This is a genomic window from Streptomyces sp. NPDC048361 (assembly GCF_040651795.1).
Lineage (GTDB): Bacteria > Actinomycetota > Actinomycetes > Streptomycetales > Streptomycetaceae > Streptomyces.
Map to the genome: position 1 here is coordinate 1 of NZ_JBEZKW010000031.1, position 26,792 is coordinate 26,792.

Here is a 26,792-nt window from a genome sequence, read left to right on the forward strand (position 1 = left end):
GGGAGTTTGAGGGCGGGCGCCCTTCAGGCGCGAACGGGGGTGCAGGGGGCGGAGCCCCCGCCGGGGTTCGAGGGGCGGAGCCCCTCAGGGGGTCTGGGGCGCAGCCCCAGGGAGCCGCACCCTCAAGTAGCCGCACGGGCGGAGGGCGGGCGAACCCGCCGGGGCGGAGCCCCAGGGGGCAAGCCGAGCCCACCCTCAGTGCGCGTCCTCCGTCGGCCGCAACCCCTTGGGAATCCGCGCCCAGGCAAGCACCGCCGCCGCCAACGGCAACCCCGCAGCCAGCAGAAACGTCGGAGTCATGCCCGCAGTGAACGCCACCGAAGCCTTCTCGAGGAGCTGCGCCCCGGCCGGCCCGCCGAGCGCGGCCGCCACGTGGGCCGCCTCGCCGACGGAGTCGCGTACGGACGACGTCGCGGCCCCGTCCAGACCGAGCTGCGGCAGATGCCCGCGGTACAGGGCCGCCGCGACGCTGCCGAGGATGGCCACGCCCATCGCCGCACCCAGCTCGTAGCAGGTCTCCTCGACCGCGGCCGCGCCACTCACGTGCTCCTTGGGCGCGGAGGCCATCAGGGTCACGGAGGCGGCGGTGGTGGCGATGCCGACGCCGCAGCCGAGTACGCCGAGCGCCACGGCCACCCCGGGGTAGGCCAGCGGTCCCGACTGCTGGAACAGCCAGGGCAGCGCGAGACCCGTAGTCATCAGGAGGAGTCCGCCGCCGATGACGTGCCGGATCGGCAGCCGGTGCATCAGGACGGGTGTCACCAGGGAGGTGACGACCAGGCCGAGCGGCGCCGGAAGCAGCCGGATACCGGCCGCGAGCGGGCTGTAGCCCTGGCCGTACTGGAACCACTGGGTGACCAGGAACAGCGCCGAGCCGAGCGCGATCATCCCGAGGAAGATCGAGGCGGCAGCGATGCTGAACGAACGGTTGGTGAAGAGCCGCACATGGAAGAGCGGCTGGACCAGACGCAGCTGGCGGCGGACGAAGACCGTCAGCGCGACCACGGCCACGGCGAGCAGCACCCAGGCCACCGGGTCGGCCGGGCCGCCCTTGCCCAGCTGCTTGATCCCGCCGGCCAGGGCGAGCATGCCGACCACGGACTGGCCGACGCCCCACCAGTCCCAGCGGCCCTCGCGGGGCTGTCGGGACTCGGGCAGGATCCATGCGCCGAAGGCGATGATCACCAGGGCGACCGGCACGTTGATCAGGAATGCGGACTGCCAGCCGTTCTGCTCGACGAGCAGCCCGCCGACCACCGGACCGAGCGCCATGCCGCCGCCGAAGACCGCGGCCCATACGGCGTAGGCGAGCGCGCGTTCGCGGGCGTCGGTGAAGACGTCGCGCAGGATCGACAGAGTGGACGGCATGATGGCCGCGCCGCCGACGCCGAGCAGCGCACGGGCGGCGATGACCTGCCAGGCCGCGGTCGCGAAGACCGCCATCAAGGAGGCGAGCGCGAAGATCGAGAAGCCGGCGAGCAGCAGCCGCTTGCGTCCCCAGCGGTCGCCGAGCGCGCCGGCCGTCACGAGGAGGCCGGAGAGGGCGAGCGCGTACACGTCGATGATCCACAGCTGTTGTACGGAGCTGGGCTGAAGGTCGCTCACCAGCGAGGGGAAGGCCACGTTGAGGATCGTGGTGTCCATCGCGATCAGCAGCAGGCTGCCGGAGAGGATCGCGAGGACGACCCAGCGCCGGGGATCGAGGGGCGACGTCATGGAACACTCCAGTATCGAATGAGACACGATTGTCTCACACGGGGCAGGGGTGCGCACCTCGACGTGCCTCGGGCGCTGGAGCTGCCCCTCCGCGTACCAGAACCGGAGCCGTCCCTGCCGGGAACACCGGACGGGAACAACAGAACGGCCCCCTCGCCGTTGCGAGGGGGCCGTAAGGGCCGGAAGAGTGCGGGCTACTCCGCGGTGCGTTGGGCCGGACAGGCCCTAGCGAAGGAAGTCGCTCGCGATGTTCTGCGCGACCCGTTCGAGCAGCGGCCCCGCATTCGCCATGCAGCGGGCCGGGTCGGGTTCCAGGTCGGTGAGGGCGTAGGCGCGACGGATGCCCGCCTCGCCGAGCTGACCGGGCTGGAGCAGCAGCCGGCCGCAGACCGCGACGACCTCGATGCCCGCCGCGCGGGCCGCCGCGGCGACGCCCGCCGGGGCCTTGCCGTGCAGGGTCTGCTCGTCGAGCGAGCCCTCGCCGGTGATGACCAGGGTGGCGCCGGCCAGCGCGGGCGCGAAGCCGAGCACGTCGAGCATCACCTCGATGCCCGGCCGGAACGTGGCGTCGAGCGCGACCAGCGCGCCGTAGCCGATGCCCCCGGCCGCGCCGGCGCCCGGGGCGAGCGCGGCCTCGGCGGCCTTCGCTCCGAGCACGCCTTCCAGGACCTTGGCGTAGTGGGCCAGGGCCGCGTCCAGGCTCGCCACGTCCTCGGGCGACGCGCCCTTCTGCGGACCGTAGATCGCCGGGGCGCCCTTCGGGCCCGTCAGCGGGTTGTCCACGTCGCTGGCGAGGACGAGCTCGACGTCCTTGAAGCGGGCGTCCAGACCCGAGAAGTCGGCCGTCGCGAGGTCGGCGAGCGCGCCGCCGCCGGGGCCGACGGGCTCACCCGCGGCGTCCAGGAAGCGAGCACCCAGGGCGGCCAGCATGCCGGCGCCGCCGTCGGTCGTCGCGCTGCCGCCCACGCCGAACACGATGGTCCGGGCGCCCGCGTCCAGGGCGGCGAGCAGCAGCTCTCCGGACCCGTACGTGGTCGCCGTGGTCGCCGCGAAGACGCCGTCGGGAAGGTGCTGGAGCCCGGAGGCCTCCGCCATCTCGACCACGGCCACGCCGTCGCGTACCGCGTACGCCGCGGTCACCGGGGTGCCGAGCGGTCCGGTGACCCGCGCCTCACGGCGCTCGAATCCGGCCGCCACCGCGGCCGCCACCGTGCCGTCGCCGCCGTCGGCCACCGGCAGGGTCTCCACCCGCAGATCCGGGACGACCCGCCGCAGCCCGGCCGTCACCCGCTCAGCGACCTCCACGGCCGTGAGTGAGCCTTTGAACTTGTCCGCCGCTACGAGTACGCGGGCGGTCTCCAAAACTGCGCCGTCCGTCACCTTGCTATCCCTTGCTTTCGAACAGGCAGTCGCGCCGCTTCAGACCCTATCCGCCCGGCGCGCACCTGCCCATAGCTGCCCGGGCCCACGGGCGGCGCGCCACCCCGGAAAATAGGCACATAGACCACCATAGTGGGGCGCCATGAGCATGGATTCGATCGATCATTCCGGCTCCGGCACCCCGCCGGACGATTCGCTCAGTGACCCCGACGACCTCGACCCCTCCCCCGACCGCAGCGTGATCACCATCGGGGTGGTGGCCGTGGTGGCGGCCGTCGCGTGGGCGGCCCTGGGCAAAAGCTCCTTCGACGGCGCCTCGTCGACCGCGCTCGCCTGGGTCCTGTCCAACTTCTCGTGGCTCTTCGTGGTCGCCGCCGACACCTTCCTCGTCCTGTGCGTGGTCCTCGCGATCAGCCGGTACGGGCGGATCAGGCTGGGCGCCGACGACTCCGAGCCGGAGTTCACCAATCTGGCCTGGATCGCGATGATGTTCAGCGCCGGGATGGGCATCGGCCTGATGTTCTACGGGGTCGGCGAACCGCTCACCCACTTCCTCAGCCCGCCGCCCGCGACCGGCGCCCTGCCCGGCTCGGGCGACGCCGCCCGCACGGCTCTGGAGTACTCCTTCTTCCACTGGACGCTCACCCCCTGGGCGATCTACGGGATCGCAGGGCTCGCGCTGGCGTACGCGGGCTTCCGCAAGCAGCGCGGCAACCGGCTCTCCTCCGCGTTCGTGCCGCTCATCGGCGCGCGGCGGGCCGAAGGGCCGGCCGGCAAGTGCATCGACCTGCTGGCCGTCTTCGCGACCGTCTTCGGCACCGCGACCAGCCTGGGCCTCGGCGCGCTCCAGGTCGCCGAGGGCCTCGACATCACCTCGGGCATCACCAACTCCCGGACGGCCCAGCTCGTCATCATCGCGTCGCTCTCGGGGGCCTTCGTCCTGTCCGCCTTCTCGGGTCTGCACAAGGGTGTGAAGTGGCTGTCCACCATCAACATCGTGCTGGCTGCGGTGCTGATGCTCTTCGTCTTCCTGCTCGGTCCGACCGTCTACGTCCTGGACACGATCCCGGCGTCGATCGGGGGCTATCTGCACGATCTGCTGCCCATGGCGAGCCGGACCGGCGCCTTCACCGACCGCGCGTGGCTGGGCGCCTGGACAGTGTTCTACTGGGCGTGGTGGCTGTCCTGGGCGCCGTTCGTCGGCACCTTCATCGCCCGGATCTCGCGCGGCCGCACGATCCGGGAGTTCCTCGTCGGGGTGCTGCTCGTGCCGAGCGGTGCGACCGTCATCTGGTTCTGCGTCATGGGCGGCACGGCGATCCGGCTCGAAGCCACCGGCGCGGCCGACCTCGCGGGCACGGTGAAGGACGGCGCCGAGGCCTCGCTCTTCGCGATGCTGGACGCGCTGCCGATCGGCACGGTGACCTCGTACATCGCGATGGTCCTGGTGATGACCTACTTCATCACCAGCGCCGACTCGGCCTCCCTGGTGATGGGCTCGCTCACCAGCCGGGGTTCGCTGCACCCCCCGACATGGCTGGTGGTCATGTGGGGCGTCCTCATGGCCGCGGTCGCCGCGGTCCTGCTCGTCGCGGGCGGCCTCAAGTCCCTGCAGACGGCCACGATCCTGGTGGCGCTCCCCTTCGTGCTCGTGATGCTGGGCCTGTGCTGGTCGCTGGTGAAGGAACTGCGCGAGGACCCCGGCGCGGGGCCTTCGCGCCACGGCGCGCTGCACGGGCTGCGCGACGCGGTACGGGCGATGGTGGGCGACGCGATCACCGAGCAGAATCCCGCCCTGCACCACCGGCTGCGCCGAGCCGCCAAGTCCCGTACGGGGGACGGCGGTTCCGGTCCGGCCCAGCCCTGACGGGCCGAGGTGCCGGGAGCTTGCGCTCCCTCAGGCCCCCAACGAGCGCTTCAGGAAGTCCAGTTCGAGCCGGAGCAAAGTGTCCGCGACGCCTTCCCCGGCCACCCTGTGCCCCACACCCGGCAGCAGCAGCACCCTGTGGGGCCGCCCCGCGGCGAGCAACTCGGCCGAGAGACGCGCCGTGTGCGCCGGGGCCACATTCTCGTCGGCGAGTCCGTGGACGAGCAGCAGCGGCCGGGTCAGGTTCCCGGCGACCGGCAGCAGGGAGCTGCACTCGTAGCCGAGCGGTTCGAGGTCGGGGTGGCCGAGGAAGCGCTCTTCCCAGTACGTGTCGTACAGGCGCCGGTCGGTCGGCGGCGCCCCCGCGACCGCCGCATGGAACACGTCGGGACGGTGCAGCACGGCGCCCGCGGCGAGATAGCCGCTGAACGACCAGCCCCGGATGCCCACGCGTGCCAAATCCATGGCGCCGCACTGTTCGGCGGCGGCGTGCAGCCCGTCGATCTGGTCGTCGAGGACGGGCCCGAGCCGGTCTCCCACGACGGCCCGCTGCCACCGCACCCCACGCCCGGGGGTGCCCCGCCCATCCGTGGCCAGCACGGCGAAGCCGTGCTCGGCGAACCACTGGCACACCGCCGAGTACCACCCGTGCGCCTTCGTCACGATCTGCAGGCCGGGGCCCGCGTACGGACTGAGCAGCACCGGCAGCTTCGGCATGCCCGGCTCGTACCAGGACGGCAGATGCAGCCGGGTGCGCAACTGCCGCTCCCCCAGGGTCAGATGGACCGGCCGCGGCGCGACCAGAGGCTGTTCCGCCACGATCGCGATGCTGCCCACCCGCTCGCCGCCGCGCAGCACCGTCATCGTGTGCCCGTCCAGGGTCCTGCTGTCCACGACCAGGGTGTCGCCGCCGGCCGTCGCCGTGTGCACCCCCGGGGTGTGCGTCAGCCGCTCGAAGCCGCACGCCGCGTCGTACGCCCAGACATGCGTTTCGGTCGGCTCCTCGCCGGCGGTGAACAGCACCCGCTCGCCCACCGCGCCCAGTACCGCGCGGACTTGGAGACCGGCGGGAGCGAGAACATCGCCCAGCCGGATCGTACGCTCGTCGCCTCGGACCTCGGGCAGCACCAGCATGCCCGCGGCGGTATGCAGCGGCGCGCCCGGCGGATACTGGACCCAATCGTCATCGCTCTGCCGGGCCAGTGGCTCGACGGCGCCGGTCGCCGGGTCGGCCCGCAGCACCCACATCGTCTTCTGGTCCCGGGTCTGCAGACTGATCACCGGCCCCGCGCTCTGCCAGTCGGCGCTGACGACGTATTCGAAGGCCGGCCCCCAGCTGCCGGCCGGGCCGCCCTCCGCGGGCGCCCGATCGGGCAGTTGGAGCCGCAGGGGGGTGTGGGCGCCGGTTGCCGTCACCAGGTACAGCGAGGTGACGGCGTTGGCCGTACCCGCCGCCGGATACCGGATCGAGCGGGGCGCACGCCCGGGATCGGAGGGATCGCTCAGCCAGCGGCGCTGCACGCCGGCGGTGTCGACGCGGGCGACGAGCAGGGCGTCGCTGTCCGGCGACCACCAGTAGCCGCGCGTCCTGCCGATGGACTCCTCGGCGGTGTGATCGGGCAGACCGTAGGTGATGTCCGGGGTCTCGGGGACGACGAGCGGCCGGTCACCGGTCCCGTCGGCGCCCACCACACGCAGGGCGCCCCGGGCGACGTAGGCGATCAGGGTCCCGTCCGGGGAAGGCCGGGGGTCCCGCACCGGGCCGGCGACGGGGACACGACGCGGCGGGTCGCCGCCGTCCGTACGCACCGTCCACAGTGAGCCGTCGCGGACGCAGGCGGCCACGCGAACGTGGCGGTCGGTCGCGTAGGCCGCCGCCGGCCCGGCGAGGATCCGCTCCTGGCCGCCCTCATACGTCCACAGGTGGGCGCGCGGATCGACGCCGGATTCGGACCGCAGGAACAGCACCCGGTCGCCGTCCGGGGAGACGGTGACGTCGCGCGGGACGCCGAGCGAGAAGCGCTGGGTCCGGGCGAATTGGCGGGGAAATCCTTCTACATCCATGAGCTTCCGTCTCTGCGAGGGGGCCGGCCGGCAGCCAGCCGGGTCAAGTCCCGTACGGTGAAGGTGGTTCGAGCAGACCTCATGCGCTGCACGGCCAACCCCGTCGCGCGGCGCACCGCATCTGGCCGGCCCCTCTACCCTGTGCGGCATGACGACCGACAACCTCACCACACCCGCCGTCGACTACGCCGCCTACATCGCCGGACTCCCCCGCGTCCTCGCCGGGGCCGCCACCCTGTTCCGGGACGCCGAGGGCAAGGTGCTGATCGTCGAGCCCAACTACCGCGAGGGCTGGGCACTGCCCGGCGGGACCATCGAGTCCGACACCGGGGAGACCCCGCGCCAGGGGGCTCGCCGCGAGACGCTGGAAGAGATCGGCATCGACCTGGAGCCTGGCCGGCTCCTCGCGGTCGACTGGACGCACGGCCCGGCCCGCCCGCCGATCGTCGGCTACGTCTACGACGGCGGTGTCCTCGACGATGCTCAGCTCCGGGCGATCCGCCTCCAGGAGGAAGAACTCATCTCCTGGCGTCTGGCCCACCGAGACGAGCTGCCCGCCCACCTCCCCTCCCCCCTCGAGAACGGGCGGCGGGTGGGCTGACCCCGGATCGTTCGGATCGTTCGGATCGTTGTGGCAGAACGAAGCCGCCCAGGCTTACGGTCGTGACGCCATGACCACCTGGACGACACGAGGAACGCGCCGCGCCGATGGCCAACCCGCCCCCCATGGAGGACGACCGCGGCTGCCTTCGCCTGGTCCTCGCCGTCCCCTTCGCCTGGTCCTCGCCGTCCCCTTCGCCTTACTCGCCCTCGTACCGCGTTCTTCTGCTGGTTGGCGGTGATCACCCACCCCTCCGGAATATGGGACCGCGACGCGTATACGGACATCGTCGTGTCGTGCGTCCTCGCATCGGTGCGGTGGGTGCGACCGTGGGGTTGTGGATGCTGCCGTCGGTGCGTCGGGTCATACCGGGCTGGTGGGCAGGGCCGGCCCTGCTGTTCGGAGGCGTCGCAGTGGTGCGATGGACGATGAGTACATGAGGTCGCTCCCGCCGGGCAGCCCGCCGGACGACGGCAGCGGCAGCGGCAGCGGCAGCGGCAGCGGCAGCGGCGCCAAAATACGTCGCCGGTGCCTCACGTCCCACATACGCTCACCCGCATGAGCAAGCCACTCGTCGCGATTCTTTCCGGGGCCGGGATCTCCACCGATTCGGGGATCCCCGACTACCGCGGGCCGAACGGCCTGTGGCGGCGCGACCCCGAGGCCGAGAAGCTGGTGACGTACTCCTCGTACATGGCCGATCCGGAGATCCGCCGCAGGTCCTGGCTGATGCGGCGCGACAGTCCCGCCCTGCGGGCCGAGCCGAACGCCGCGCACCGGGCGGTCGCCGAGCTCGAACGGTCCGGCGTGCCGGTGCGGGTGATCACCCAGAACGTCGACGGGCTCCACCAGCGCGCCGGCTTCCCCGAGCGTAAGATCCTCGAACTCCACGGCACCGCACGGGCGGTGACCTGTACCCGTTGCCATGCGCGCTCCTCCATGGCCGAGGCGCTGGCGCGGGTGACGGCGGGTGAGGCGGACCCGCCGTGCACGGTCTGCGGGGGCATCCTCAAGTCGGCGACCGTCATGTTCGGCGAGCGGCTCGATCCGGAGGTGCTCGCCCAGGCCATGGCGATCGCCAAGGCGTGCCAGGTGTTCGTCGCGGTCGGCACCACGCTCCAGGTTCAGCCCGCCGCCTCGCTCGCCGGGATCGCGGCGGACGGGGGCGCCCGGCTGATCATCGTGAACGCCGACCCCACCCCGTACGACGCGCTCGCCGACGAAGTCGTACGCGAACCGATCGGCACCGCGCTGCCCCAACTCCTCGGCGCGCTCGGCTAGCTGCCGTCACAACAGCGCGTCAGAACAGCGCGTCAGAACAGCGCGTTCTCGGGTTCGCCGCGTTCGAAGGCGAGCAGGCGCTGCTTGCGGTCGAGGCCGCCGCCGTAGCCGGTGAGGCTGCCGTTCGCGCCGATGACGCGGTGGCAGGGGACGATGATGCCGACCGGATTCCTGCCGTTCGCCAGGCCCACCGCGCGGGAGGCCTTCGGGCTGCCGAGGGCTTCGGCGAGCTCACCGTAGGAGCGGGTCTGCCCGTACGGGATCTGCTGGAGCTGGTGCCAGACCCGCTGCTGGAACGGAGTGCCGGCCATCTTCAAGTCCAGCTCGAACGTGGTGAGTTCGCCTGCGAAGTACGCCTCCAGCTGGTGGATCACCTCCGGGAAGGGGCCATCGTCGGCGCGCTCGCCGAAGGTCTCCTGCGGCGGTCGGTGGCGCTGGTTCTCCATGGAGAGGCGGCTCAGGACACCGTCGGTGGCGACGAGGGTGAGCGGGCCGTAGGGGCTGTCGGTGACGGTGTGGACGATGTGCACGGCTGACTTCCTTGGGCCTCGACTTCCCTATGCGGGAAGGTAGTTGATGGCGTGGTCCTCGGTCGCCCAGAGGTACTGGACGGCGTAGGCCCGCCAGGGGCGCCATGCGGCGGCGCGCGCGGTGAGGGCGGCGGGCGTGGACGGCAGCCCGAGGTTCCGCGCGGCCCGGCGCATGCCGAGGTCGGTGGGCAGGAAGGCGTCCGGGTCGCCGAGCGCCCGCATCGCGATCGCCTCGACGGTCCACGGGCCGAAGCCGGGCAACGCCATGAGCTGGGCGCGCGCCAGGTCCCAGTCGCTGTCGAGGCCGAGCTTGAGGGTGCCGTCGGCGAGCGCGGCCACGAGCGTGGTGAGGGTGGTGCGCCGGCTGCGCGGCAGCGCCAGGCTCCCGGGGTCGATCTCCGCGAGCTGGGCGGGCGTCGGGAAGAGGTGGGTGAGGCCGCCCGTCGGGTCGTGGACGGTGTGGCCGTGGGCGAGTACAAGCCGGGCGGCGTGGGTGCGGGCGGCGGCCGTCGAGACCTGCTGGCCGAGCACCGCCCGCACCGCGAACTCGGCGGCGTCGACCGTACGCGGAACCCTGCGTCCCGGCGCCTTGTCGACGAGCGGCGCGAGCAGCGGATCGGTGCGCAGCCGGTCGTCCACGGCGACGGGGTCGGCGTCGAGGTCGAGCATCCAGCGGCACCGGCTGATGGCGATGGTGAGGTCGCGCAGGTCGGTGAGGTGCAGGACGCAGCCGATGTGCTCGGGGTGCGGGGTGAGTTCGGCGACGCCGTGGCCGTACGGGAGGGACAGTGTGCGGCGGAACGCGCCGTCGCGCCACTCTTCCACACCCGGGACGCCCGTCGCGGCGAGGTGGCCGAAGAGATTGTCGGGGGTGAGGGGTGCCCGGAAGGGGAGCCGCAGCGTGATGGCGCCCGGCGTCTGACGTGCGATGCCCCGGGTGGCGCGGGCCCGCAGCTCGGTCGGGGCGAGGGCGAACACCTCGCGGACGGTGTCGTTGAAGGTACGGATCGAGGAGAAGCCGGCGGCGAAGGCGACCTCGGCCATGGGAAGCGGCGTCGTCTCGATGAGGAGGCGGGCGGTCTGGGCGCGCTGCGCCCTGGCCAGGGCGAGAGGGCCGGCGCCGAGCTCGGCGAGTAGCTGGCGCTCGATCTGGCGGGAGCTGTAGCCGAGCCGGGACGCGAGCCCGGGCACGCCCTCGCGGTCGACCACGCCGTCCCGGATCAGACGCATCGCGCGGGCCACGGTGTCGGCGCGGGCGTTCCACTCCGGCGAGCCGGGCGTGGTGTCGGGGCGGCACCGCTTGCAGGCCCTGAACCCCGCCTGCTGACAGGCGGCCGCGCTCGGATAGAAGGTCATGTTCTCGACCTTGGGCGGCACGACCGGGCAGCTGGGCCGGCAGTAGATGCGGGTGGTCAGGACGGCGGTGAAGAACCATCCGTCGAAGCGGGCGTCCTTGGACTGCACGGCGCGGACGCAGCGTTCGGTGTCGGTGTGCATGGGGGGCGGGGCTACGGGGGCCATGGGTCCAGGATCCTGCACGGGGGAGGGTGCCGCTGGCGGAAATCCGACATGGGCCTTGCGGCGGTGCGGGGCCGTCCCTCTCAGCTCCCCTGCGGCCACGAGCCCCAGGCCCCCGCCTTTGGCTGCGGACCGTGCGGGGCTGGTCGCGCAGTTCCCCGCGCCCCTAGATGATCGATTCCAAGGTTGGCTGCGCGCATGAGACGAGGGAGTCCACAGTCGGGTTGTGACGCCAGACATGGACACCCTCGCGACCGCAATCTACGTCAGGGCCGATGAACTGCTTAACAGCGGGCAGCCCGTCATGCGATCGCTGACTGCATACGACCACTGACGGCTTGAATCGATCATCTACGGTTCCGCCATGACGACTATGGAGCCCCGCCCCGATCTTCGGCCCCCCGGCCTGAACGCCGACGAGAAGGCCACTCTGCTGACCTTCCTGGACTACCTGCGCGAGTCCGTCCTCGCGAAGGCGGCCGGCGTCCCGGAGCCGGAGGTCCGCACGGCCGGCGTCCCTTCCGGGACCAGCCTGCTCCAGCTGCTCAAGCACCTGACGGCCGTCGAGCTCAACTGGTTCGTCTGGGCCTACACCGGCGCCGACCGCGAGCACTGGGAGGACGAGGGTACGGTGTCCGCCGACGACACCGCGTCGGACTTGGCGGACGCCTATCGCGAGGCAATCGCCCGGGCCAACGAGGTCGCCCTCGCCTGCACCGACCTGGACCGCCCCGGCGCGCGCTCGCTGCGTGAGACCGAGCCGCCGTCGATGCGCTGGGTGCTGGTCCACATGATCGAGGAGACCGCCCGGCACGCCGGTCACGCGGACATCCTGCGTGAGCAGATCGACGGCTCGATCGGGCGGTGATGCCAGTGCGGCAAATCAGGTGCGATCGCCAGGAAGGTCGACCTTGCCAGGGTGCCCAGCACCGGCAACCTCAGCCCGTCCGGCGTTGAGGACAAGAGCCATTCATGCGCGAACCGGGGTGTGGGGCGGAGCCCCAAGCATGTGGACACTTGTCCGGGGAGCGCGGAGTGTGATCTCGTGGTCGCGATCACACGGCGCGGGAACGAGGGGGCTCCGATGGCAGGCGGTACCGGGCAGTTACTGGCCATCAGCGACCTGCACATCGGCTACGCCGAGAACCGCGCCCTGGTCGAGAGGATGGCGCCCGGTTCCGACGACGACTGGCTCCTCGTGGCCGGGGACGTCGCCGAGAAGGCCGCCGACATCCGGTGGGCCCTCGCCACCCTCGCGAGCCGCTTCCGCAAGGTCGTGTGGGCACCCGGCAACCACGAACTGTGGACGCACGCGAAGGACGAGATCACTCTGCGGGGCGTTGCGCGGTACACACATCTCGTCGAGATGTGCCGCGAACTGGGCGTGCTCACCCCCGAGGACCCCTACCCCGTGTGGGACGGCCCCGGCGGCCCCGTCGCCGTCGCGCCGCTCTTCCTGCTGTACGACTACAGCTTCCTGCCGGCCGGCCGCTCCACCAAGAGCGAAGGGCTCGCCTACGCGTACGAGACCGGCATCGTCTGCAACGACGAATACCTGCTGCATCCCGACCCCTATCCGAGCCGTGAGGCCTGGTGCAGGGCCCGGGTCGAGGAGACGGAGCGCCGGCTCGCAGCACTCCCCGGCGACCTGCCCACGGTCCTCGTCAACCACTATCCGCTGCACCGCCACCCCATGGACGTCCTGTGGCACCCCGAGTTCGCCATGTGGTGCGGCACCCGGCTGACCGACGACTGGCATCGCAGGTTCCGCGTGGCCGCGATGGTCTACGGCCATCTGCACATCCCCCGGACCACTTGGCACGAAGGGGTCCGGTTCGAGGAGGTGTCGCTCGGCTATCCCCGCGAGTGGCGCCCCCGCGCGGCGGCGCCGGGGCAGCTGCGCCGCATCCTGCCGGTCACGGCGGACTCCGGCCGCTGATCACCACCCCGAACCGAACCTGCCCGAACCGAACCGGCCCACCCGGGTCCACCCTGACCCACCCCGGCCCACCCCGACCCGTCCCGGACCAGGCCAACTACCGTCTATCGCCCGCTAGGTGGCGCCCCGTCACTGGACCTGCGCGGCGAACGCGTCGTACGCCCGCTCGTCGAAGAGCACGAACCTGACCTCCTGGACCGCCGTCTCCGCGCCCCGAACCGCCTCCACCGCGATGCGCGCGGCATCCTCGACGGGCCACCCGTAGACACCCGTGGAGATCGCCGGGAACGCGATCGTCCGCGCGCCCAGTTCGTCGGCCACCCGCAGCGACTCCCGGTGGCAGGAGGTCAGCAGCGACGCGTCGCCGGAACCGCCCTGATACACGGGGCCGACCGTGTGGATCACATGGCGGGCCGGCAGCCGCCCCGCCGTGGTGGCGACCGCCTGGCCGGTCCTGAGGCCCTTGCCGTACCGGGAGGCTCGCAGATCGCGGCATTCGGCCAGGATGGCGGGGCCGCCGCGCCGGTGGATCGCGCCGTCCACACCGCCCCCGCCGAGCAGCGAGGAGTTCGCGGCGTTGACGATGGCGTCCACCTCCTGCTCGGTGATGTCGCCGCGTACCAGAACGATCTCCGGACGTGCCTGCGTCATCGCAGCCCCTCCTTCCGCAGCGTGCGCCACACGGCCTTCGCCGCGTTGTGCCCTGACATGCCGTGTACGCCGGGGCCCGGCCAGGCGGCCGACGAGCACAGGAACACCGAAGGGTGCCGGGTCGCGTACGGGAAGAGGGAGATCTTGGGGCGGAGCAGGAGCTGGAGCCCGCGGGCCGCGCCGCAGGCGATGTCGCCGCCGACGTAATTGGCGTTGCGCGCGGCGAGCTGGGGCGGCCCTGCGGTCGCCCTGGCCAGGACCTGGTCGCGGAACCCGGGTGCGAATCGCTCGATCTGCCGCTCGATGGCGTCCGTCAAGTCGCCCTCCCAGCCGTTGGGGACGTGCCCGTACGCCCAGAAGACATGCTTTCCTTCCGGCGCGCGTGAGGAGTCGACGAGGCTCGGCTGGGCCGTGATCAGGAACGGCGACGTCGGCGCCGTGCCGCTAGAGGCCTGAGCGAGGGCGGCGCCGATGTCGCGGCTCGACGGCCCGATCTGGACCGTGCCGGCCACCCGGGCCTCCTTCGCGGTCCACGGCACGGGTCCGTCCAGGGCGTAGTCGATCTTGAAGGCGGCGGCGCCGTACTTGTAGTGGTCGTAGGCGCGGCCCAGGCCGGCGATCCGGGCGAGCGCGGTCGGCGAGGTGTCGAAGAGATAGGCGCGGGCCGGCGGCAGATCGTCCAGACGCTTCACCTCGTACCCGGTGTGGACGGCTCCGCCCAGGTCGCGCAGGTACGCGGTGAGCGCGTCGGAGATGGACTGGGAGCCCCCGCGCGGCAGCGGCCAGCCGTTCTCGTGCGCGGCGAGCGCGAAGAGCATGCCGACGCCCGCGGTCGCGATGCCGCCCAGCGGGGCGATGACGTGGGCGACGAGCCCGGCCATCAGAGCCCGCGCCCGGTCGTCGCGGAAGCGGCGCATCATCCAGCTGTACGGCGGCAGGCCCACCGCCCCGAACCGGGCGAGGCCGACGGGATCGCGCGGCAGCGCGGTCGACGGCAGCGACATGAAGTCCCGTGCCAGAACGTCCCATTTGCCGAGGTGGGGAGCGACCAGCCGGCGGTACGTGCCGGCGTCGCGCGGTCCGAAGGAGGCCGCGGTCTCGGCGACCGAGCGGGACAGCACCGCGGCCGTGCCGTCGTCGAAGGGGTGCGCCATCGGCAGCTCGGGGTGCAGCCATTCGAGGCCGTACCGCTTCAGGGGCATGGTGCGGAAGACGGGCGAGCCGATGCCCAGCGGGTGGACCGCGGCGCACGGGTCGTGACGGAAGCCAGGGAGGGTGAGCTCCTCGGTCCTCGCGCCACCGCCGACGGTGTCCTTGGCCTCGAAGACCTCGACGCGCAGCCCCCTCCTGGCCAGTTCGACGGCGGCGGTCAGCCCGTTGGGGCCCGCCCCCACGACGACTGCATCGAGCATCGACGCCACCTCGGACTCCTCACGCCACGGCCAGGGACCCCAGGATATTCCGGTGCACCGACAATCCGGCCCGGGGGGCCGTCCGGCCGGTGAACCCGCCGCCGGAATCCGCCTTCGGCGCCGGCGTCTTCGCCCGCCGCCGGGCAACGCCGCCCTGCGCCGCATACTGGCCGATCGCCGGAGCGAGTTGACGGAGCTTCAGGTCCGGACGCGGTGCTGTCCGAGTCCCTGCGGTCAACCCTGGCCGCGGCGACCTGGGAGGCGGAGTTCTGCGTGATGGCCGCGCGCACATCCGCGAGCGCCCGCGGCGCGCTGCACAGGGCGCTCTGCCCGCGGCGCGCTGCACAGGGCGCTCTGCCCGGGTCGCGGCCGTTCGGCGTTCGTCGTTCGGCGTTCTGGCCCAGGCGCTCCACGCCCATCACCGGCGCCGACTGCGCCCGGCCCGTCGCCGCGGTTGTTCAGACGACGGCCCGCGCGCTCACTCCCCCGCCGGCAACGCTCACTCCCCCGCCAGCAGCCCCCGCACCCGCTCCGCGGTCGCCGCGTCCCGTGCCGCGGTGAACGGCAGTGCGTTGCCTCCGGTGATGCGAAACGGTGCCCCGGCGACGGTGGTCTGCGCGCCGCCCGCCTCGGCGACCAGAAGCAGCCCCGCCGCGTGGTCCCAGGCGTACTCCCAGGAGAACGCCAGCGCGTCCAGTTCCCCGCGGGCGATCGCCAGGTATTCGAGACCGGCCGAGCCGCAGGGCACGGCCTCCACGCCGTCGGTACGCAGGCTCAGCAGGGCCTGCTTCTGCTCGGGGGTCGTGTAGTCCGGGTGGGAGGTGGCGATCCGGAGCACCGCGCCGGGCTGCGGTGAACCGGCGTGCAGCGGCTCGCCGTTGAGGGTGGCGCCCCGGCCCCGGACGGCGACGGCCATCTCGTCGAGGGCCGGCGCGTACGTCCAGGAGGCCAGGAGCTCGCCGTGGTGGGCGAGGGCGACCAGGGTGCAGAATCCGGCTTCGCCGCGGACGAACTGGCGGGTGCCGTCGACCGGGTCGACGATCCACACCGGTGCGTCGCCGCGCAGCGCCTCGTACACCGTCGGGTCGGCGTGCACGGCCTCTTCGCCGACGACCACCGAGCCGGGAAGTATCGCGGTGAGGGCGGCGGTCAGATGCTCCTCCGCCAGCCGGTCGGCGACCGTCACGAGGTCGTGCGGGCCGTTCTTCTCGACGATTTCGTGCACGGCGAGCTGCCGGAATCGCGGCATGATCTCGGCGGCCGCCGCCTTGCGGACCGCCTCTTCCACCGCTGCCAGTCCATCCGCGCCATCTGCGAGAAAAGCTTCGTCGATCATGCGTCCAGGAAAGCACGCGGCACTGACAACGGGCGAGCCACGCCGGATCCCCCGGTGAACAGCGCATGGCCCCGGCATGAATCCCGGTCCGAACACCCCGCCCCGCCGCGCACGGCACTGAGGGTCACCCCAGCCCCGCCTCGCGGCGGACGGCACGGCAGACGCCACGGCGCACGACAGACGCCACAGCGCACGGCAGACGTCACGGCGTACGAGACAGCGCACGGCGGACGACGCCGCAAACCGGGCGTCGCGGCGCACGGCGGAATACTGGCGGCCCCGATTACCGTTGAGCCCGCTCGGAGCAGAGGGAGGCACAACGGTGCACGGCGCATACAAGGTTCCCGGCGGCAAGCTCGTCGTGGTCGATCTGGAGACCCGCGAAGGAGTCCTGCGGGACGTGCGGGTCGCGGGTGACTTCTTCCTCGAACCCGACGAGGCGATCGAGGCGATCAACGGTGCCCTGGAAGGCGCCCCCGTCGACACGACGGCGGCCGGTCTCTCCGCCCGGATCGACGCGGCCCTGCCGCCCGGCACCACCATGTACGGCCTGTCGTCCGACGGTGTCGCGGTCGCCGTGCGCCGGGCGCTGGCCCACGCCACCGACTGGAACGACTACGACTGGCAGCTGATCCACGATGGGCCCCAGGAGCCCGCGCTGCACATGGCGCTCGACGAGGTCCTCACCGCCGAGGTCGCGGCCGGCCGACGCCCGCCGACCCTGCGGGTGTGGGAGTGGGGCGCGCCCGCGGTGGTCATCGGCAGCTTCCAGTCGCTGCGCAACGAGGTCGACCCCGAGGGCGCCGAACGCCACGGCATCACGGTCGTGCGGCGCATCAGCGGCGGCGGCGCCATGTTCATCGAGCCCGGCAACACCATCACGTACTCGCTCTCGGTGCCCGAGGCCCTCGTGCAGGGTCTGTCCTTCGCGGACAGCTACGCCTACCTCGACGACTGGGTGCTGGGCGCGCTCGGCGACATGGGGATCAAGGCCTGGTACCAGCCGCTCAACGACATCGCGACCGAGGCCGGCAAGATCGCCGGGGCGGCGCAGAAGCGGATGGTCGCGGACGGCGGCGCGGTGCTGCATCACGTGACGATGGCGTACGACATCGACGCGGACAAGATGACGGACGTGCTGCGCATCGGCAAGGAGAAGCTGTCCGACAAGGGCACGCGGAGCGCGAAGAAGCGCGTCGATCCGCTGCGGCGGCAGACCGGCCTTGCGCGGGAGGCCGTGATCGAGCGGATGATCGCGTCGTTCCGTGCCCGATACGGTCTTTCCGTAGGCACGGTCACGGACGAGGAGATGGCCCGGGCGCGTGAGCTCGCGGCGGCCAAGTTCGCCGGCGAGGAGTGGACGGCGCGCGTCCCTTAGGGAAGTGCCGTGAGGGGGAAGGCAATTGGTGTCCATGGCTGGGCGGCCGCTGCGGCTCGATGGGCCGGCCGTGCCGCCGCTGCGGGTGGAGACCGTGTCCGGCGGACGGCTGCTGCTGCGCCAGGGCGCGGAGCCGGTCCTGTTCGGGGTGCAGCGGGCCACCCATCGGGGGCTCCACTACGCGAGGACGGGCCGCTACGTCTCGCCCGTCCCACCGCTGCGGGCCGACCAGGCACGCCTGTTCGCCACCTCGCGCGACCGGTCGGCCCGCTGGTCGCACCACTTCTGCGCCGCCCTGCGCGTGAGCCCCAACAGCCCGCTGCACCAAGGGGATTGGCGTGTGCTCGGCTCGCTGCCGCGCTGGTTCGCGGACGCCAACTGGCCCAAGCTCCTCGCGCACGATCCCGACCGGGGCCACCTCACCTGGTTCGGCTACGGCGACCCCGTCGAGGACGCCCGCGATCTGCTTCCGCTGCGCAGGCTGTCGCCGCCCGACGCCCCGCGCGTGAAGGCGTACCGGCGCCAGTACCGCGAGGGCGTGCTGCCCCCGGTGCTGCTGTGGTGGATCAGCGGTCTGAACTCCCCCGTCGTTCTCGACGGCCACGACCGCCTCACGGCCGCCCTCGCGGAGGGCGGCCGTCCGCACCTGCTCGTCCTGACGCGCGCCCGGCCGGACGGCTGGGCGGAGCAGGCGATGCGCCGGCGTATCGAGGCGTACGCAGCGCACGTACGTGACCAGGAGGCGGCGGGTGGGCCGCTCGCCACCCTGCTGATCTCGCATGAGTCCCGCAGGTTCGCGGCCGACCTCGCCGCCCTCGATGAGTCCGCCGCCCTCACCCGCGGCTGGCCGCTGCCCGGCGGCGCCGATGCCTGGCAGCGGGCCGTCGACACCTACGCGCCGGGCTGGGCGCCGGATTCGGCTGTCTGAGGACGCGGAGGCGAGCGCGCCGGTCGACAGGACGACGTACAGCACCAGGGCCGAACCGAGGCCCACCGCCCAGCCGTAGTCCGCGAGCGGCTTCAGGAAGGGGATGAGACCGTCCGTCGGGAAGGGGCCCGCCTTGGCGCCGTGCTCGTCGAGCGTCGAGTAGGAGCCGCCGACCGCGAGAACGCCGCCCACCAGGAAGGCGGCCACAGCCCGCCCGTTCCAGCCGCCCGTGTACCAGTAGCTCATCATTGATCACCGTGGCAGGCCGCGCGGGACCGCGGGTGACAGGGTCGGAGGCATGAGCCAAGGCTACCCAGCGGCGCCCGCACGCCACCGCCCAGGATCCGGCCATGACGATTCGTGCAGTGGTATTCGACGTCGGCGAGTGCCTTGTAGACGAGACCCGTGAGTACGGCACCTGGGCCGACTGGCTCGGCGTTCCCCACCACACCTTCGCTGCCATGTTCGGCGCCGTCATCGCGCAGGGCCGCGACTACCGCGAGGTGTTCCAGGAGTTCCGGCCCGGGTTCGACCTGTACGAGCAGCGCCAGGCACGCGCGGATGCCGGCCGGCCCGAGCACTTCGACGAGAGCGACCTCTACGCCGACGTACGCCCCGCCCTGGCGCAACTCCGCGCGGATGGACTGTGGCTCGGCATCGCGGGCAACCAGACCGTACGGGCGGGCGGCATCCACTGGGCGGGTTCGTCCACCACGTTCCCGAGCGCCCCGACCCGGGCCGGTTCGACTCCGCCGTCCTGCAACGGACCATCGCGGCCATCGAGGGCGCCGGCCACAGCGTTGACGCCGAGTTGTGGCGCTCCCCCGACGACCAGCTCGTCTCAGTGGCGGCGAAGTGCCGGCACTCCGACGACGGTGGCCCGATCGTCATCATCCCCAAGCCGAAGGGTTGACCCCTAGCCTGTGCGGCAGGAGGTAGTCATGGACAGCCAGGAGTGGACGGACCCTCGGTACGCCGAGTTGGTCGAGGACTGGCGCCGGGCCCAGCCGTATCGCAGCCCAGCCAGAGACTGGCGACGAACGCAGAACGAACAGCTTCCGGCGGTACGGGGCTTCCTCGTACCGAAGTCCGAAGCCTGAGCACTACCGCCCCGGCTGGCCGGCGAGGCGGCCTGGGCTTCTACTGTCGGACGAGGTCCGCGAGGGGTACGCCGATCGCGTCGGCGACGAGGATTGTGGGCCATGCCCACCCACAGGGCGGCGAAGTTGTACGTCGTCCACACGCGGCCCTCGGGTGGCACGGGCCGCAGGTCCGCGTTGGTGAACCGGTCGATCGGCGTGGCGGCGGGCGGGTCCTCGGGGTCCGGTGGGTGGGGGGTGGCGGGTATGGCGGAGGCGTCGGGCATGGGCGGGTCATTCGTCCGGCGGGCGGGGATGTGCGAACGGGCCGTGCGGGCAACGGAGTTGGGCGGGCGGGTCAGCGCAGGGCGGGGACGATCTTTTCGCCGTAGGTGTCGATGACGGCCTCGCGGGCGTCGTGCATGGCGTACACCGCGAACTGGTCGACGCCGAGTTCGCGCAGCGCCCGCAGCTTCTCGATGTGTGCCTCGACCGGGCCGAGCAGGCAGAAGCGGTCCACGATCTCGTCGGGCACGAAGGCGGTGTCGGGGTTCCCGGTCCTGCCGTGGTGGCTGTAGTCGTAGCCCTGACGCTGCTTGATGTACGCGGTGAGCGCCTCCGGTACGAGTCCGGAGTGTTCGCCGTAGCGGGAGACCAGGTCGGCGACGTGGTTGCCGACCATGCCGCCGAACCAGCGGCACTGCTCGCGGGCGTGGGCCAGTGCCTGCGGGGAGTCGTCCACCGTCACGTAGGCGGGGGCGGCGACGCAGATCGTCAGGGCGTCGGGGTCGCGGCCGGCGTCCTGAGCGGCCTGCCGGACCGCCTTCACCATCCACTCGGTGAGGAAGGGGTCGGCGAGCTGCAGGATGAACCCGTCGGCCTTTTCACCGGCGAGTGCGAGCGCCTTCGGCCCGTACGCGGCCATCCAGACGGGCAGCTTGCCGTCCTTGACCCAGGGCAGTCTGAGGGCCTGCCCGTCGACGTCGGCCTCCCGGCCCTCGGCGAGGTCGCGGATGACGCCGATCGCCTCACCGAGCCGGGCCAGGGTGTTGGGCTTGCGTCCGGCCACCCGCATCGCCGAGTCGCCGCGTCCGATGCCGCAGACGGTGCGGTTGCCGTACATGTCGTTGAGGGTGGCGAAGGTGGAGGCGGTCACCTCCCAGGTACGGGTGCCGGGGTTGGTGACCATGGGCCCGACGGTCAGCCGGCGGGTGTTGGCCAGGATCTGGCTGTAGATGACGAAGGGCTCCTGCCAGAGCACCGCCGAGTCGAAGGTCCAGCCGTAGCGGAAGCCGTTGCGTTCGGCCCGCTTCATGAGGCTGATGACCTGGGCGGCCGGCGGGTCGGTCTGCAGGACGAGTCCGAAGTCCATGGTGCGGTGCTCCTAGCCGAGGTACTGACAGGTGGCGCGCGGGACGTAGCAGCCGTGTCCGGCCCGTCCCGTGAACTTCCGCTGCTCGATGACGAGTTCGCCGCGCGAGAGGACCGTCTCGACCTGCCCGGTCAGGCGCCTGCCCTCGTAGGCGGAGTAGTCGACGTTCATGTGGTGCGTCTCGGCGGAGACGACCTGTTGGGCGTGCGGGTCGTACAGGACGACGTCGGCGTCGGCGCCGGGGGCGATGGTGCCCTTCTTGGGGTAGAGGCCGAACATCCGGGCCGGGGTGGCGCAGGCGATCTCGATCCAGCGGCGGCGGGAGATGTGCCCGTCGACGACCGCCTGGTGCAGCAGGTCCATGCGGTTCTCGACGCCGGGCAGACCGTTGGGGATCTTGGAGAAGTCGCCCCGGCCGAGCTCCTTCTGGCCCGTGAAGCAGAACGGGCAGTGGTCGGTGGAGACCACTTGGAGGTCGTTGGTGCGCAGGCCCCGCCAGAGCGCGGCCTGGTGTTCCCTGGGACGCAGCGGGGTCGAGCAGACGTACTTGGCGCCCTCGAAGTCCGGCTCGGCGAGGTTGTCGGTGGACAGGAACAGATACTGCGGGCAGGTCTCGCCGAAGACCGGGAGCCCCTTGTCGCGGGCGGCGGCCAGCTCCGCGAGGGCTTCCTCGGCCGAGACGTGCACGACGTAGAGGGGGGCGCCGGCGACCCGGGCGAGCTGGATGGCCCGGTGGGTGGCCTCGGCCTCCAGGAGCGTTTTGCGCACCTCGCCGTGGTGACGGGGGTCGCGCTCACCGCGCGCGAGCGCCTGCTCGACCAGGACGTCGATGGCGATGCCGTTCTCGGCGTGCATCATGACGAGGCCGCCGTTGTCCGCCGCCCGCTGCATGGCCCGCAGGATCTGCCCGTCGTCGCTGTAGAAGACGCCCGGGTAGGCCATGAAGAGCTTGAAGGAGGTGATGCCCTCCGCCACGAGGAGGTCCATCTCCTTGAGGGAGGCCTCGTCGACGTCGGAGAGGATCATGTGGAAGCCGTAGTCGATGGCGCAGCGGCCGTCGGCCTTGGCGTACCAGGCGTCCAGACCGGCCCGCAGGGACTGGCCCTTGGACTGCACGGCGAAGTCGACGATGGTGGTGGTGCCGCCCCAGGCGGCGGCGCGGGTGCCGGTCTCGAAGGTGTCGGAGGCGAAGGTGCCGCCGAAGGGCATTTCCATGTGGGTGTGCGCGTCGACGCCGCCCGGGATGACGTAGCGGTCGGTGGCGTCGAGGACGCGGTCGGCGGTCCAGCCCTGGGCCACGGTGGAGCCGTGCGCCGCGAGCGCCGCGATCCGGCCGTCCTCGATCAGTACGTCGGCGTGCGTCTCGTCGGATGCGGTGATGACGAGGCCGCCGCGGATGAGGGTGCGGGTACTCATGGGTGGAGCTCCCTTTCGTACACGTACAAGTACACGTACAAGTACTCGTGCTGGTGCTCGCGCTCGCGCTCGCGACTGCGTGATCCCGAGCGGCGTCAACTAGGCGGCGCGCAGGGCGCGTTCGAGGATCGACGCGCCTTCCTCGGCCTCCGCGACGGTGAGCGAGAGGGGTGGCGCGATGCGCAGCACGCTGGTGTCGTGGCCGCCGCCCTTGCCGATGAGGAGGCCGCCTTCGCGGGCGGCTTCGAGGACCGCAGCCGCTGCTTGCGGGTCGGCCTCGTCGGTGCCGGGCCGTACGAGTTCGATGCCGGCCATCAGGCCGCGGCCGCGGACCTCGCGGACGGCGGGGAGCTGGGCGCAGATGGCGCGCAGCCGCTCGATGAGCAGTCCGCCGACACGCCGGGCGTTGCCCTGGAGGTCGTGTTCGAGGAGGTGGCCGAGGTTGGCGAGGCCCGCGGCCATGGTGACCGGCGAGCCGCCGAAGGTCGAGATCGAGTTGCCGTCCAGGCAGTTCATGACGTCGGCGCGGGCGACGACGCCGCCGATGGACATGCCGTTGCCGATGCCCTTGGCGAAGGTGAGGAGGTCGGGCGGGCCGTTCTGGGCGTGGGCCTGCCAGCCCCAGAAGTGGTCGCCGGTGCGGCCCCAGCCGGTCTGCACCTCGTCGGTGATCCACAGGATGCCGTGCCGGTCCAGGACCTCGCGGAACGCGGCGTACAGGCCGTCGGGCGGTGAGGTGAACCCGCCGACGCCCTGGACGGGTTCGGCGATCAGGGCGGCCACGTTGCGGGTGTGGCCGAGCAGGTCTTCCAGGTCGGCGACGCAGGCCTCGATGAACTGGGCGTCACTGAGGCGGGCGTAGGGCCCGCGGGTGCGGACGCCCCCGTGCACGTACAGCGTCTGGAGCGGCGAGAGGCTGGTCGGGGACCAGGCGCGGTTGCCGGTGATCCCCACCGCGCTGAAGGAGCGCCCGTGGTAGCTGTTGCGCATCGCGAGGATCTGGTTGGAGCCGCGGTAGGCGGTCGCGAGCAGCAGTGCGGTGTCGTTGGCCTCGGTGCCGGAGGTGGTGAAGAAGACCCGGGCGTCCGGGATGCCCGACAACTGGGCGATGCGCTCGGCGAGTTCGACCATCGGGCGGTCGAGGTAGAGCGTCGAGGAGTGGATGATGCGGCCGGCTTGTTCGGCGACAGCCTTGGTGACCTCGGGCAGGGCGTGGGCGGTCATCGTGGTGAGGATGCCGCCGAAGAAGTCGAGGTACTTCTTCCCTTCGGCGTCCCACACATGGCGGCCCTCGCCGTGGGTGATCTCGATGGGCTCGCGGTAGTAGAGCGCGAGCCATTCGGGCAGGACGGCGCGGTGGCGCTCGTGGAGGGAGCGGGTCACGGCTTCACCAGCCCTTCGTAGGCGTCGGGGCGGCGGTCGCGGTAGAACGCCCACTGCTGGCGGACCTGTTCGATGAGGCCGAAGTCGAGGTCCCTGACCACGAGTTCCTCCTCCTTGTCGCTGGCCACCTCGCCGACGAACTGGCCGCGCGGGTCGACGAAGTAGCTGGTGCCGTAGAAGTCGTTGTCGCCGTACTCCTCGATGCCGACGCGGTTGATGGCGGCGACGAAGTACTCGTTGGCGACGGCGGAGGCCGGCTGTTCCAGCTGCCACAGGTAGCCGGAGAGGCCGCGGGAGGTGGCCGAGGGGTTGTAGACCAACTGGGCGCCATTGAGGCCGAGTTGGCGCCAGCCCTCGGGGAAGTGGCGGTCGTAGCAGATGTAGACGCCGACTTTGCCGACGGCCGTGTCGAAGACCGGCCAGCCCAGGTTGCCCGGTTTGAAGTAGTACTTCTCCCAGAAGCCCTTGACCTGGGGGATGTGGTGCTTGCGGTACTTGCCGAGGTAGCTGCCGTCGGCGTCGATGACGGCGGCGGTGTTGTAGTAGAACCCTTCGCCCTCGATCTCGAAGACGGGGACGACGATCACCATCCCGGTCTCGCGGGCGAGTTCCCTCATCCGGGTGACGGTGGGGCCGTCGGGGACGGGCTCGGCCCAGCGGTAGTGCTCGGCCTCCTGCACCTGGCAGAAGTACGGGGCGTTGAAGACCTCCTGGAAGCCGATGATCTTCGCGCCCTGCCGGGCCGCCTCGCGGGCGTGTTCCTCATGCTTGGCGATCATGGTTTCGGTGGAGCCGGTCCAGGTCGCCTGGACCAGTGCGGCGCGCACGACATCGGCCATGAGCTGCTCCTTCGACGGGTTGTCAGCCAGCCAAATCCACACGCGTAGATCCGTGTGTGGATGCGACCGTAAGGCGCGTTACGCACCGTGGCAAGACCATCGCGGCTTCGGCGAGGCTGATTGCGGCGCCACAGGTCAGCCGAGGGCGGACGGATTTCCGGTACCTGACGCGGCGTCACCTCGCTCGGCGCCGGGTCCGGGGAGGCGGCCCCAGTTGCCGCGCCGGGCGTGGCGCAGGAGTACGGGGTCCTCGCCCACCACCACGGGATGGCCGACCTCGGCGAGGAACGGCAGGTCGGCCGCCTCGTCCGCGTAGGCGTAGCAGCGGGCGGCCAGGACGCGGTGGTCGCGCAGCAGGGCGCGGGCCGCGTACCCCTTGCCCTGGCCGGACATGGGCGCGCCCGGGCGGGAGCAGAGCACGGCGTCGGGCGCCAGATCGCGCTCTATCGGCGCGAGGGCGGTGGCGCTCGCGCGGGTCACCAGGACGACGAGATGCCCGAGCGCGGCATGGCCGTGCAGCGCCGCGAGGACCGGAGGGTGCCAGAGCCGGCCGAGCGGCACGGCGAGCCCGGCGAGGTCCGGGACGTCGAGGAGGGTGCCCTCCACGTCGAAGAAGGCGACGGCGGTGGGCACCTGGGCGCGGCGCCCCTGGCGGGCGCGAGTGGTCGTGTCCATTGCCAGGGACCATGCCCACCTGGATGGGCGGCTCAATCCCCAAAGTTCAACGTTCTGTTGAACTCGTCCGGAATCCGGCCCTTCGGAGGGTCGTGGCTAGATCGCCGCACCCGGATTCTGTGCGTGGGTGAGCGTCTCCCAGGCGACGAAGAGGTCGTCGGTGCCGCCCGGACGCTGCCGTTCCGCCAGGGTGCGCGTCTCGGGCAGCGTCATGTGCAGCCGGTTCTGGAGGTGGTTGAGCAGCACCTCGACGTCGGGCCCCAGGGAGCGGTCGATCTTGCCGGCGCAGAGCCAGGCCGGAGCCTTGGCGCCCAGCTGGTAGTGGGCGTGGAATTCGAGCGCCGCCCTCAGCCGTTCGGCGGTGGGCCCGTACAGGTCGACGCCCTGCTGCCAGGCGGTCTCGGCGATGTGGGCGGAGGCCGCGAGGGAGTAGCCGACGTGCATGAAGTTGCGGCACGTCTCCTGGCCCAGCCCGTCCTGGTAGGTGCGCTGCCCGAACCAGTACGTGGCCAGCTTGTCCGGCGTGGTCATGGAGCCGCCGGGCGGCGCCTTGGGCAGCTTGCCGTCCGATGCGAGGTAGAAGTAGGCGGGGACGCGGGCGCGGTAGCGCTCAAGGGCGTCCTTGAAGACCCCGTGGTCCTCGACGAACACGGCGATACCGATGGCCGCGTCCGTCATCGCGAGCTCCCAATTCCCGTTGTAGTCGGGGACTTTGGCGGTGACGGCGGGCAGATACGCCTTGCGCAGCATCCACTTGAAGCGCTGCACGGCCGGCGCCTGCCACTGCGGGTATCCGGCGTGCACGATGTCGGCGGCCCGTGCCCAGGTGGAGCCCGCCCAGGCGGTCTGGAGGTCGGCGTTGCCCTCAGTGTGCCGCTTCATCACCTTCGCCCAGCCGTCCATGATCTCGACGGCCTTCTTGGCGTGTGCCTCATTGCCGTTCACCGTCCACAGCAACGCCTGCGTGTACGCGGCGATGGCGTCCTCACGCTCCGAAACGCAGGCGGGCGGGCCGGTGTTGGGCGGGCACGGGACCGTCTCGGCGGGATGCGGGCGGTACCGCAGCGAGCCGTAGCGACTGGCCTGCATCTTCTCGTAGGCGGAGTGCCACGGCTCCTGGCCGGCCCGCACCTTCTCGCGCACCGTGTCGAGCTGGCTCCGGCCGACGACCACGCCGGGGTGGTGGAAGACGAGCGTCGCGGGGTCCGCGCGACTCACGGCGGAGGCGGTGGACACGTGCGGGGCGGGGCCGCAGGCGGCGGCGAGGAGCGCCAGGGCGCCGAGCGCGGCGAGGGCGGCCGAGCGCAGCGGCGGGCGCCGCTCGCCGCGGGGACGGCTCTGTGACGGAGTGAACACGCTCCTACGGTCGCCCGGCACTCATCGGGCCGCAGGATCTGTTGCGCCGACCGGGCCGCCGTGGCCTACCC

Annotated in this window: 23 protein-coding genes and 2 pseudogenes; 9 read left to right on the plus strand and 16 right to left on the minus strand. The window is 71.9% G+C overall.

Translation table 11 applies throughout. The annotated features are described in order from the left end of the window. Positions 1-195 precede the first annotated feature (195 nt). Entirely contained in the window at positions 196-1,716 is a 1,521-nt protein-coding gene (locus AB0D31_RS19065; RefSeq protein ID WP_362724167.1) for an MFS transporter, read from the minus strand. Between the two features lie 225 nt (positions 1,717-1,941). Next, a complete protein-coding gene (locus AB0D31_RS19070) occupies positions 1,942-3,096 on the minus strand; it encodes a glycerate kinase (protein WP_362724170.1) in 1,155 nt (384 codons plus the stop codon). A gap of 142 nt (positions 3,097-3,238) precedes the next feature. Between AB0D31_RS19070 and AB0D31_RS19075 the strand changes: the two genes are divergently transcribed. After that, a complete protein-coding gene (locus tag AB0D31_RS19075; RefSeq protein WP_362724172.1) occupies positions 3,239-4,963 on the plus strand; it encodes a BCCT family transporter in 1,725 nt (574 codons plus the stop codon). Between the two features lie 30 nt (positions 4,964-4,993). Here AB0D31_RS19075 and AB0D31_RS19080 read toward each other — a convergent pair whose 3' ends face one another. Then, on the minus strand, positions 4,994-7,027 hold the full coding sequence (locus AB0D31_RS19080) for a prolyl oligopeptidase family serine peptidase (RefSeq protein WP_362724175.1): 2,034 nt from the start codon (positions 7,025-7,027) through the stop codon (positions 4,994-4,996). A gap of 148 nt (positions 7,028-7,175) precedes the next feature. Between AB0D31_RS19080 and AB0D31_RS19085 the strand changes: the two genes are divergently transcribed. Together AB0D31_RS19085 and AB0D31_RS19090 are read left to right on the plus strand one after the other, a co-directional pair. Continuing rightward, a complete protein-coding gene (locus AB0D31_RS19085; RefSeq protein WP_362724178.1) occupies positions 7,176-7,628 on the plus strand; it encodes an NUDIX hydrolase in 453 nt (150 codons plus the stop codon). A gap of 558 nt (positions 7,629-8,186) precedes the next feature. Further along, positions 8,187-8,909 carry a Sir2 family NAD-dependent protein deacetylase gene (locus AB0D31_RS19090; RefSeq protein WP_362724181.1) on the plus strand — a complete coding sequence of 241 codons (723 nt, stop codon included), beginning with the start codon at positions 8,187-8,189 and terminating at the stop codon, positions 8,907-8,909. A gap of 32 nt (positions 8,910-8,941) precedes the next feature. Here AB0D31_RS19090 and AB0D31_RS19095 read toward each other — a convergent pair whose 3' ends face one another. Then, on the minus strand, positions 8,942-9,439 hold the full coding sequence (locus AB0D31_RS19095; protein ID WP_362724184.1) for a methylated-DNA--[protein]-cysteine S-methyltransferase: 498 nt from the start codon (positions 9,437-9,439) through the stop codon (positions 8,942-8,944). Positions 9,440-9,466: 27 nt separating this feature from the next. Further along, entirely contained in the window at positions 9,467-10,936 is a 1,470-nt protein-coding gene (locus tag AB0D31_RS19100) for an AlkA N-terminal domain-containing protein (protein ID WP_362724377.1), read from the minus strand. A 385-nt stretch (positions 10,937-11,321) separates the two neighbouring features. On the opposite strand from AB0D31_RS19100, the gene AB0D31_RS19105 reads away from it, so the two are divergent. Continuing rightward, positions 11,322-11,825 carry a DinB family protein gene (locus tag AB0D31_RS19105; protein WP_362724187.1) on the plus strand — a complete coding sequence of 168 codons (504 nt, stop codon included), beginning with the start codon at positions 11,322-11,324 and terminating at the stop codon, positions 11,823-11,825. A gap of 216 nt (positions 11,826-12,041) precedes the next feature. Beyond that, positions 12,042-12,896: a metallophosphoesterase gene (locus tag AB0D31_RS19110; protein ID WP_362724190.1), complete on the plus strand. Its 855-nt coding sequence runs from the start codon at positions 12,042-12,044 to the stop codon at positions 12,894-12,896. A gap of 129 nt (positions 12,897-13,025) precedes the next feature. Here the strand turns inward: AB0D31_RS19110 and AB0D31_RS19115 are convergent, their stop codons facing one another. The 3 genes from AB0D31_RS19115 to AB0D31_RS19125 form a co-directional block, all read right to left on the minus strand. Next, positions 13,026-13,547: an O-acetyl-ADP-ribose deacetylase gene (locus tag AB0D31_RS19115; RefSeq protein WP_362724193.1), complete on the minus strand. Its 522-nt coding sequence runs from the start codon at positions 13,545-13,547 to the stop codon at positions 13,026-13,028. Then, the gene (locus AB0D31_RS19120) at positions 13,544-14,968 is read right to left on the minus strand and encodes an NAD(P)/FAD-dependent oxidoreductase (protein ID WP_362724196.1); all 1,425 of its coding nucleotides are present in this window, start codon (positions 14,966-14,968) and stop codon (positions 13,544-13,546) included. The genes AB0D31_RS19115 and AB0D31_RS19120 overlap by 4 nt, the downstream gene beginning before the upstream one ends. A gap of 490 nt (positions 14,969-15,458) precedes the next feature. Beyond that, the gene (locus AB0D31_RS19125; RefSeq protein ID WP_362724198.1) at positions 15,459-16,295 is read right to left on the minus strand and encodes an inositol monophosphatase family protein; all 837 of its coding nucleotides are present in this window, start codon (positions 16,293-16,295) and stop codon (positions 15,459-15,461) included. Between the two features lie 322 nt (positions 16,296-16,617). Between AB0D31_RS19125 and AB0D31_RS19130 the strand changes: the two genes are divergently transcribed. Beyond that, positions 16,618-17,673, plus strand: coding sequence for a biotin/lipoate A/B protein ligase family protein (locus tag AB0D31_RS19130; protein ID WP_362724201.1), 1,056 nt, complete (start codon positions 16,618-16,620; stop codon positions 17,671-17,673). A 34-nt stretch (positions 17,674-17,707) separates the two neighbouring features. After that, positions 17,708-18,601: a hypothetical protein gene (locus AB0D31_RS19135; protein ID WP_362724203.1), complete on the plus strand. Its 894-nt coding sequence runs from the start codon at positions 17,708-17,710 to the stop codon at positions 18,599-18,601. A 27-nt stretch (positions 18,602-18,628) separates the two neighbouring features. Here AB0D31_RS19135 and AB0D31_RS19140 read toward each other — a convergent pair. Next, a pseudogene (locus AB0D31_RS19140) lies at positions 18,629-18,841 on the minus strand (cytosine permease); the annotation flags it as partial. Between the two features lie 110 nt (positions 18,842-18,951). On the opposite strand from AB0D31_RS19140, the gene AB0D31_RS19145 reads away from it, so the two are divergent. Both AB0D31_RS19145 and AB0D31_RS19150 read left to right on the plus strand, forming a co-directional pair. Then, positions 18,952-19,521 carry an HAD family hydrolase gene (locus AB0D31_RS19145; RefSeq protein ID WP_362724206.1) on the plus strand — a complete coding sequence of 190 codons (570 nt, stop codon included), beginning with the start codon at positions 18,952-18,954 and terminating at the stop codon, positions 19,519-19,521. Positions 19,522-19,542: 21 nt separating this feature from the next. Continuing rightward, positions 19,543-19,701 carry a hypothetical protein gene (locus tag AB0D31_RS19150; RefSeq protein ID WP_362724209.1) on the plus strand — a complete coding sequence of 53 codons (159 nt, stop codon included), beginning with the start codon at positions 19,543-19,545 and terminating at the stop codon, positions 19,699-19,701. 92 nt (positions 19,702-19,793) lie between these two features. Here the strand turns inward: AB0D31_RS19150 and AB0D31_RS19155 are convergent. The 7 genes and pseudogenes from AB0D31_RS19155 to AB0D31_RS19185 form a co-directional block, all read right to left on the minus strand. Then, positions 19,794-19,967: pseudogene (locus AB0D31_RS19155) on the minus strand (nitrate reductase); the annotation flags it as partial. Between the two features lie 71 nt (positions 19,968-20,038). After that, positions 20,039-21,052: a TIGR03842 family LLM class F420-dependent oxidoreductase gene (locus AB0D31_RS19160; RefSeq protein ID WP_362724212.1), complete on the minus strand. Its 1,014-nt coding sequence runs from the start codon at positions 21,050-21,052 to the stop codon at positions 20,039-20,041. 12 nt (positions 21,053-21,064) lie between these two features. Next, on the minus strand, positions 21,065-22,468 hold the full coding sequence (gene hydA / locus AB0D31_RS19165; protein WP_362724215.1) for a dihydropyrimidinase: 1,404 nt from the start codon (positions 22,466-22,468) through the stop codon (positions 21,065-21,067). A 99-nt stretch (positions 22,469-22,567) separates the two neighbouring features. Further along, complete coding sequence (locus AB0D31_RS19170) at positions 22,568-23,851, minus strand: aspartate aminotransferase family protein (RefSeq protein WP_362724218.1); 1,284 nt, start codon at positions 23,849-23,851, stop codon at positions 22,568-22,570. Next, a complete protein-coding gene (locus AB0D31_RS19175; RefSeq protein WP_362724221.1) occupies positions 23,848-24,690 on the minus strand; it encodes a nitrilase-related carbon-nitrogen hydrolase in 843 nt (280 codons plus the stop codon). Before AB0D31_RS19175 ends, AB0D31_RS19170 begins: the two co-directional genes overlap by 4 nt. A 135-nt stretch (positions 24,691-24,825) precedes the next feature. Further along, entirely contained in the window at positions 24,826-25,365 is a 540-nt protein-coding gene (locus AB0D31_RS19180; protein WP_362724223.1) for a haloacid dehalogenase-like hydrolase, read from the minus strand. A 96-nt stretch (positions 25,366-25,461) separates the two neighbouring features. Then, complete coding sequence (locus AB0D31_RS19185) at positions 25,462-26,721, minus strand: alginate lyase family protein (protein WP_362724226.1); 1,260 nt, start codon at positions 26,719-26,721, stop codon at positions 25,462-25,464. Positions 26,722-26,792: the final 71 nt, after the last annotated feature.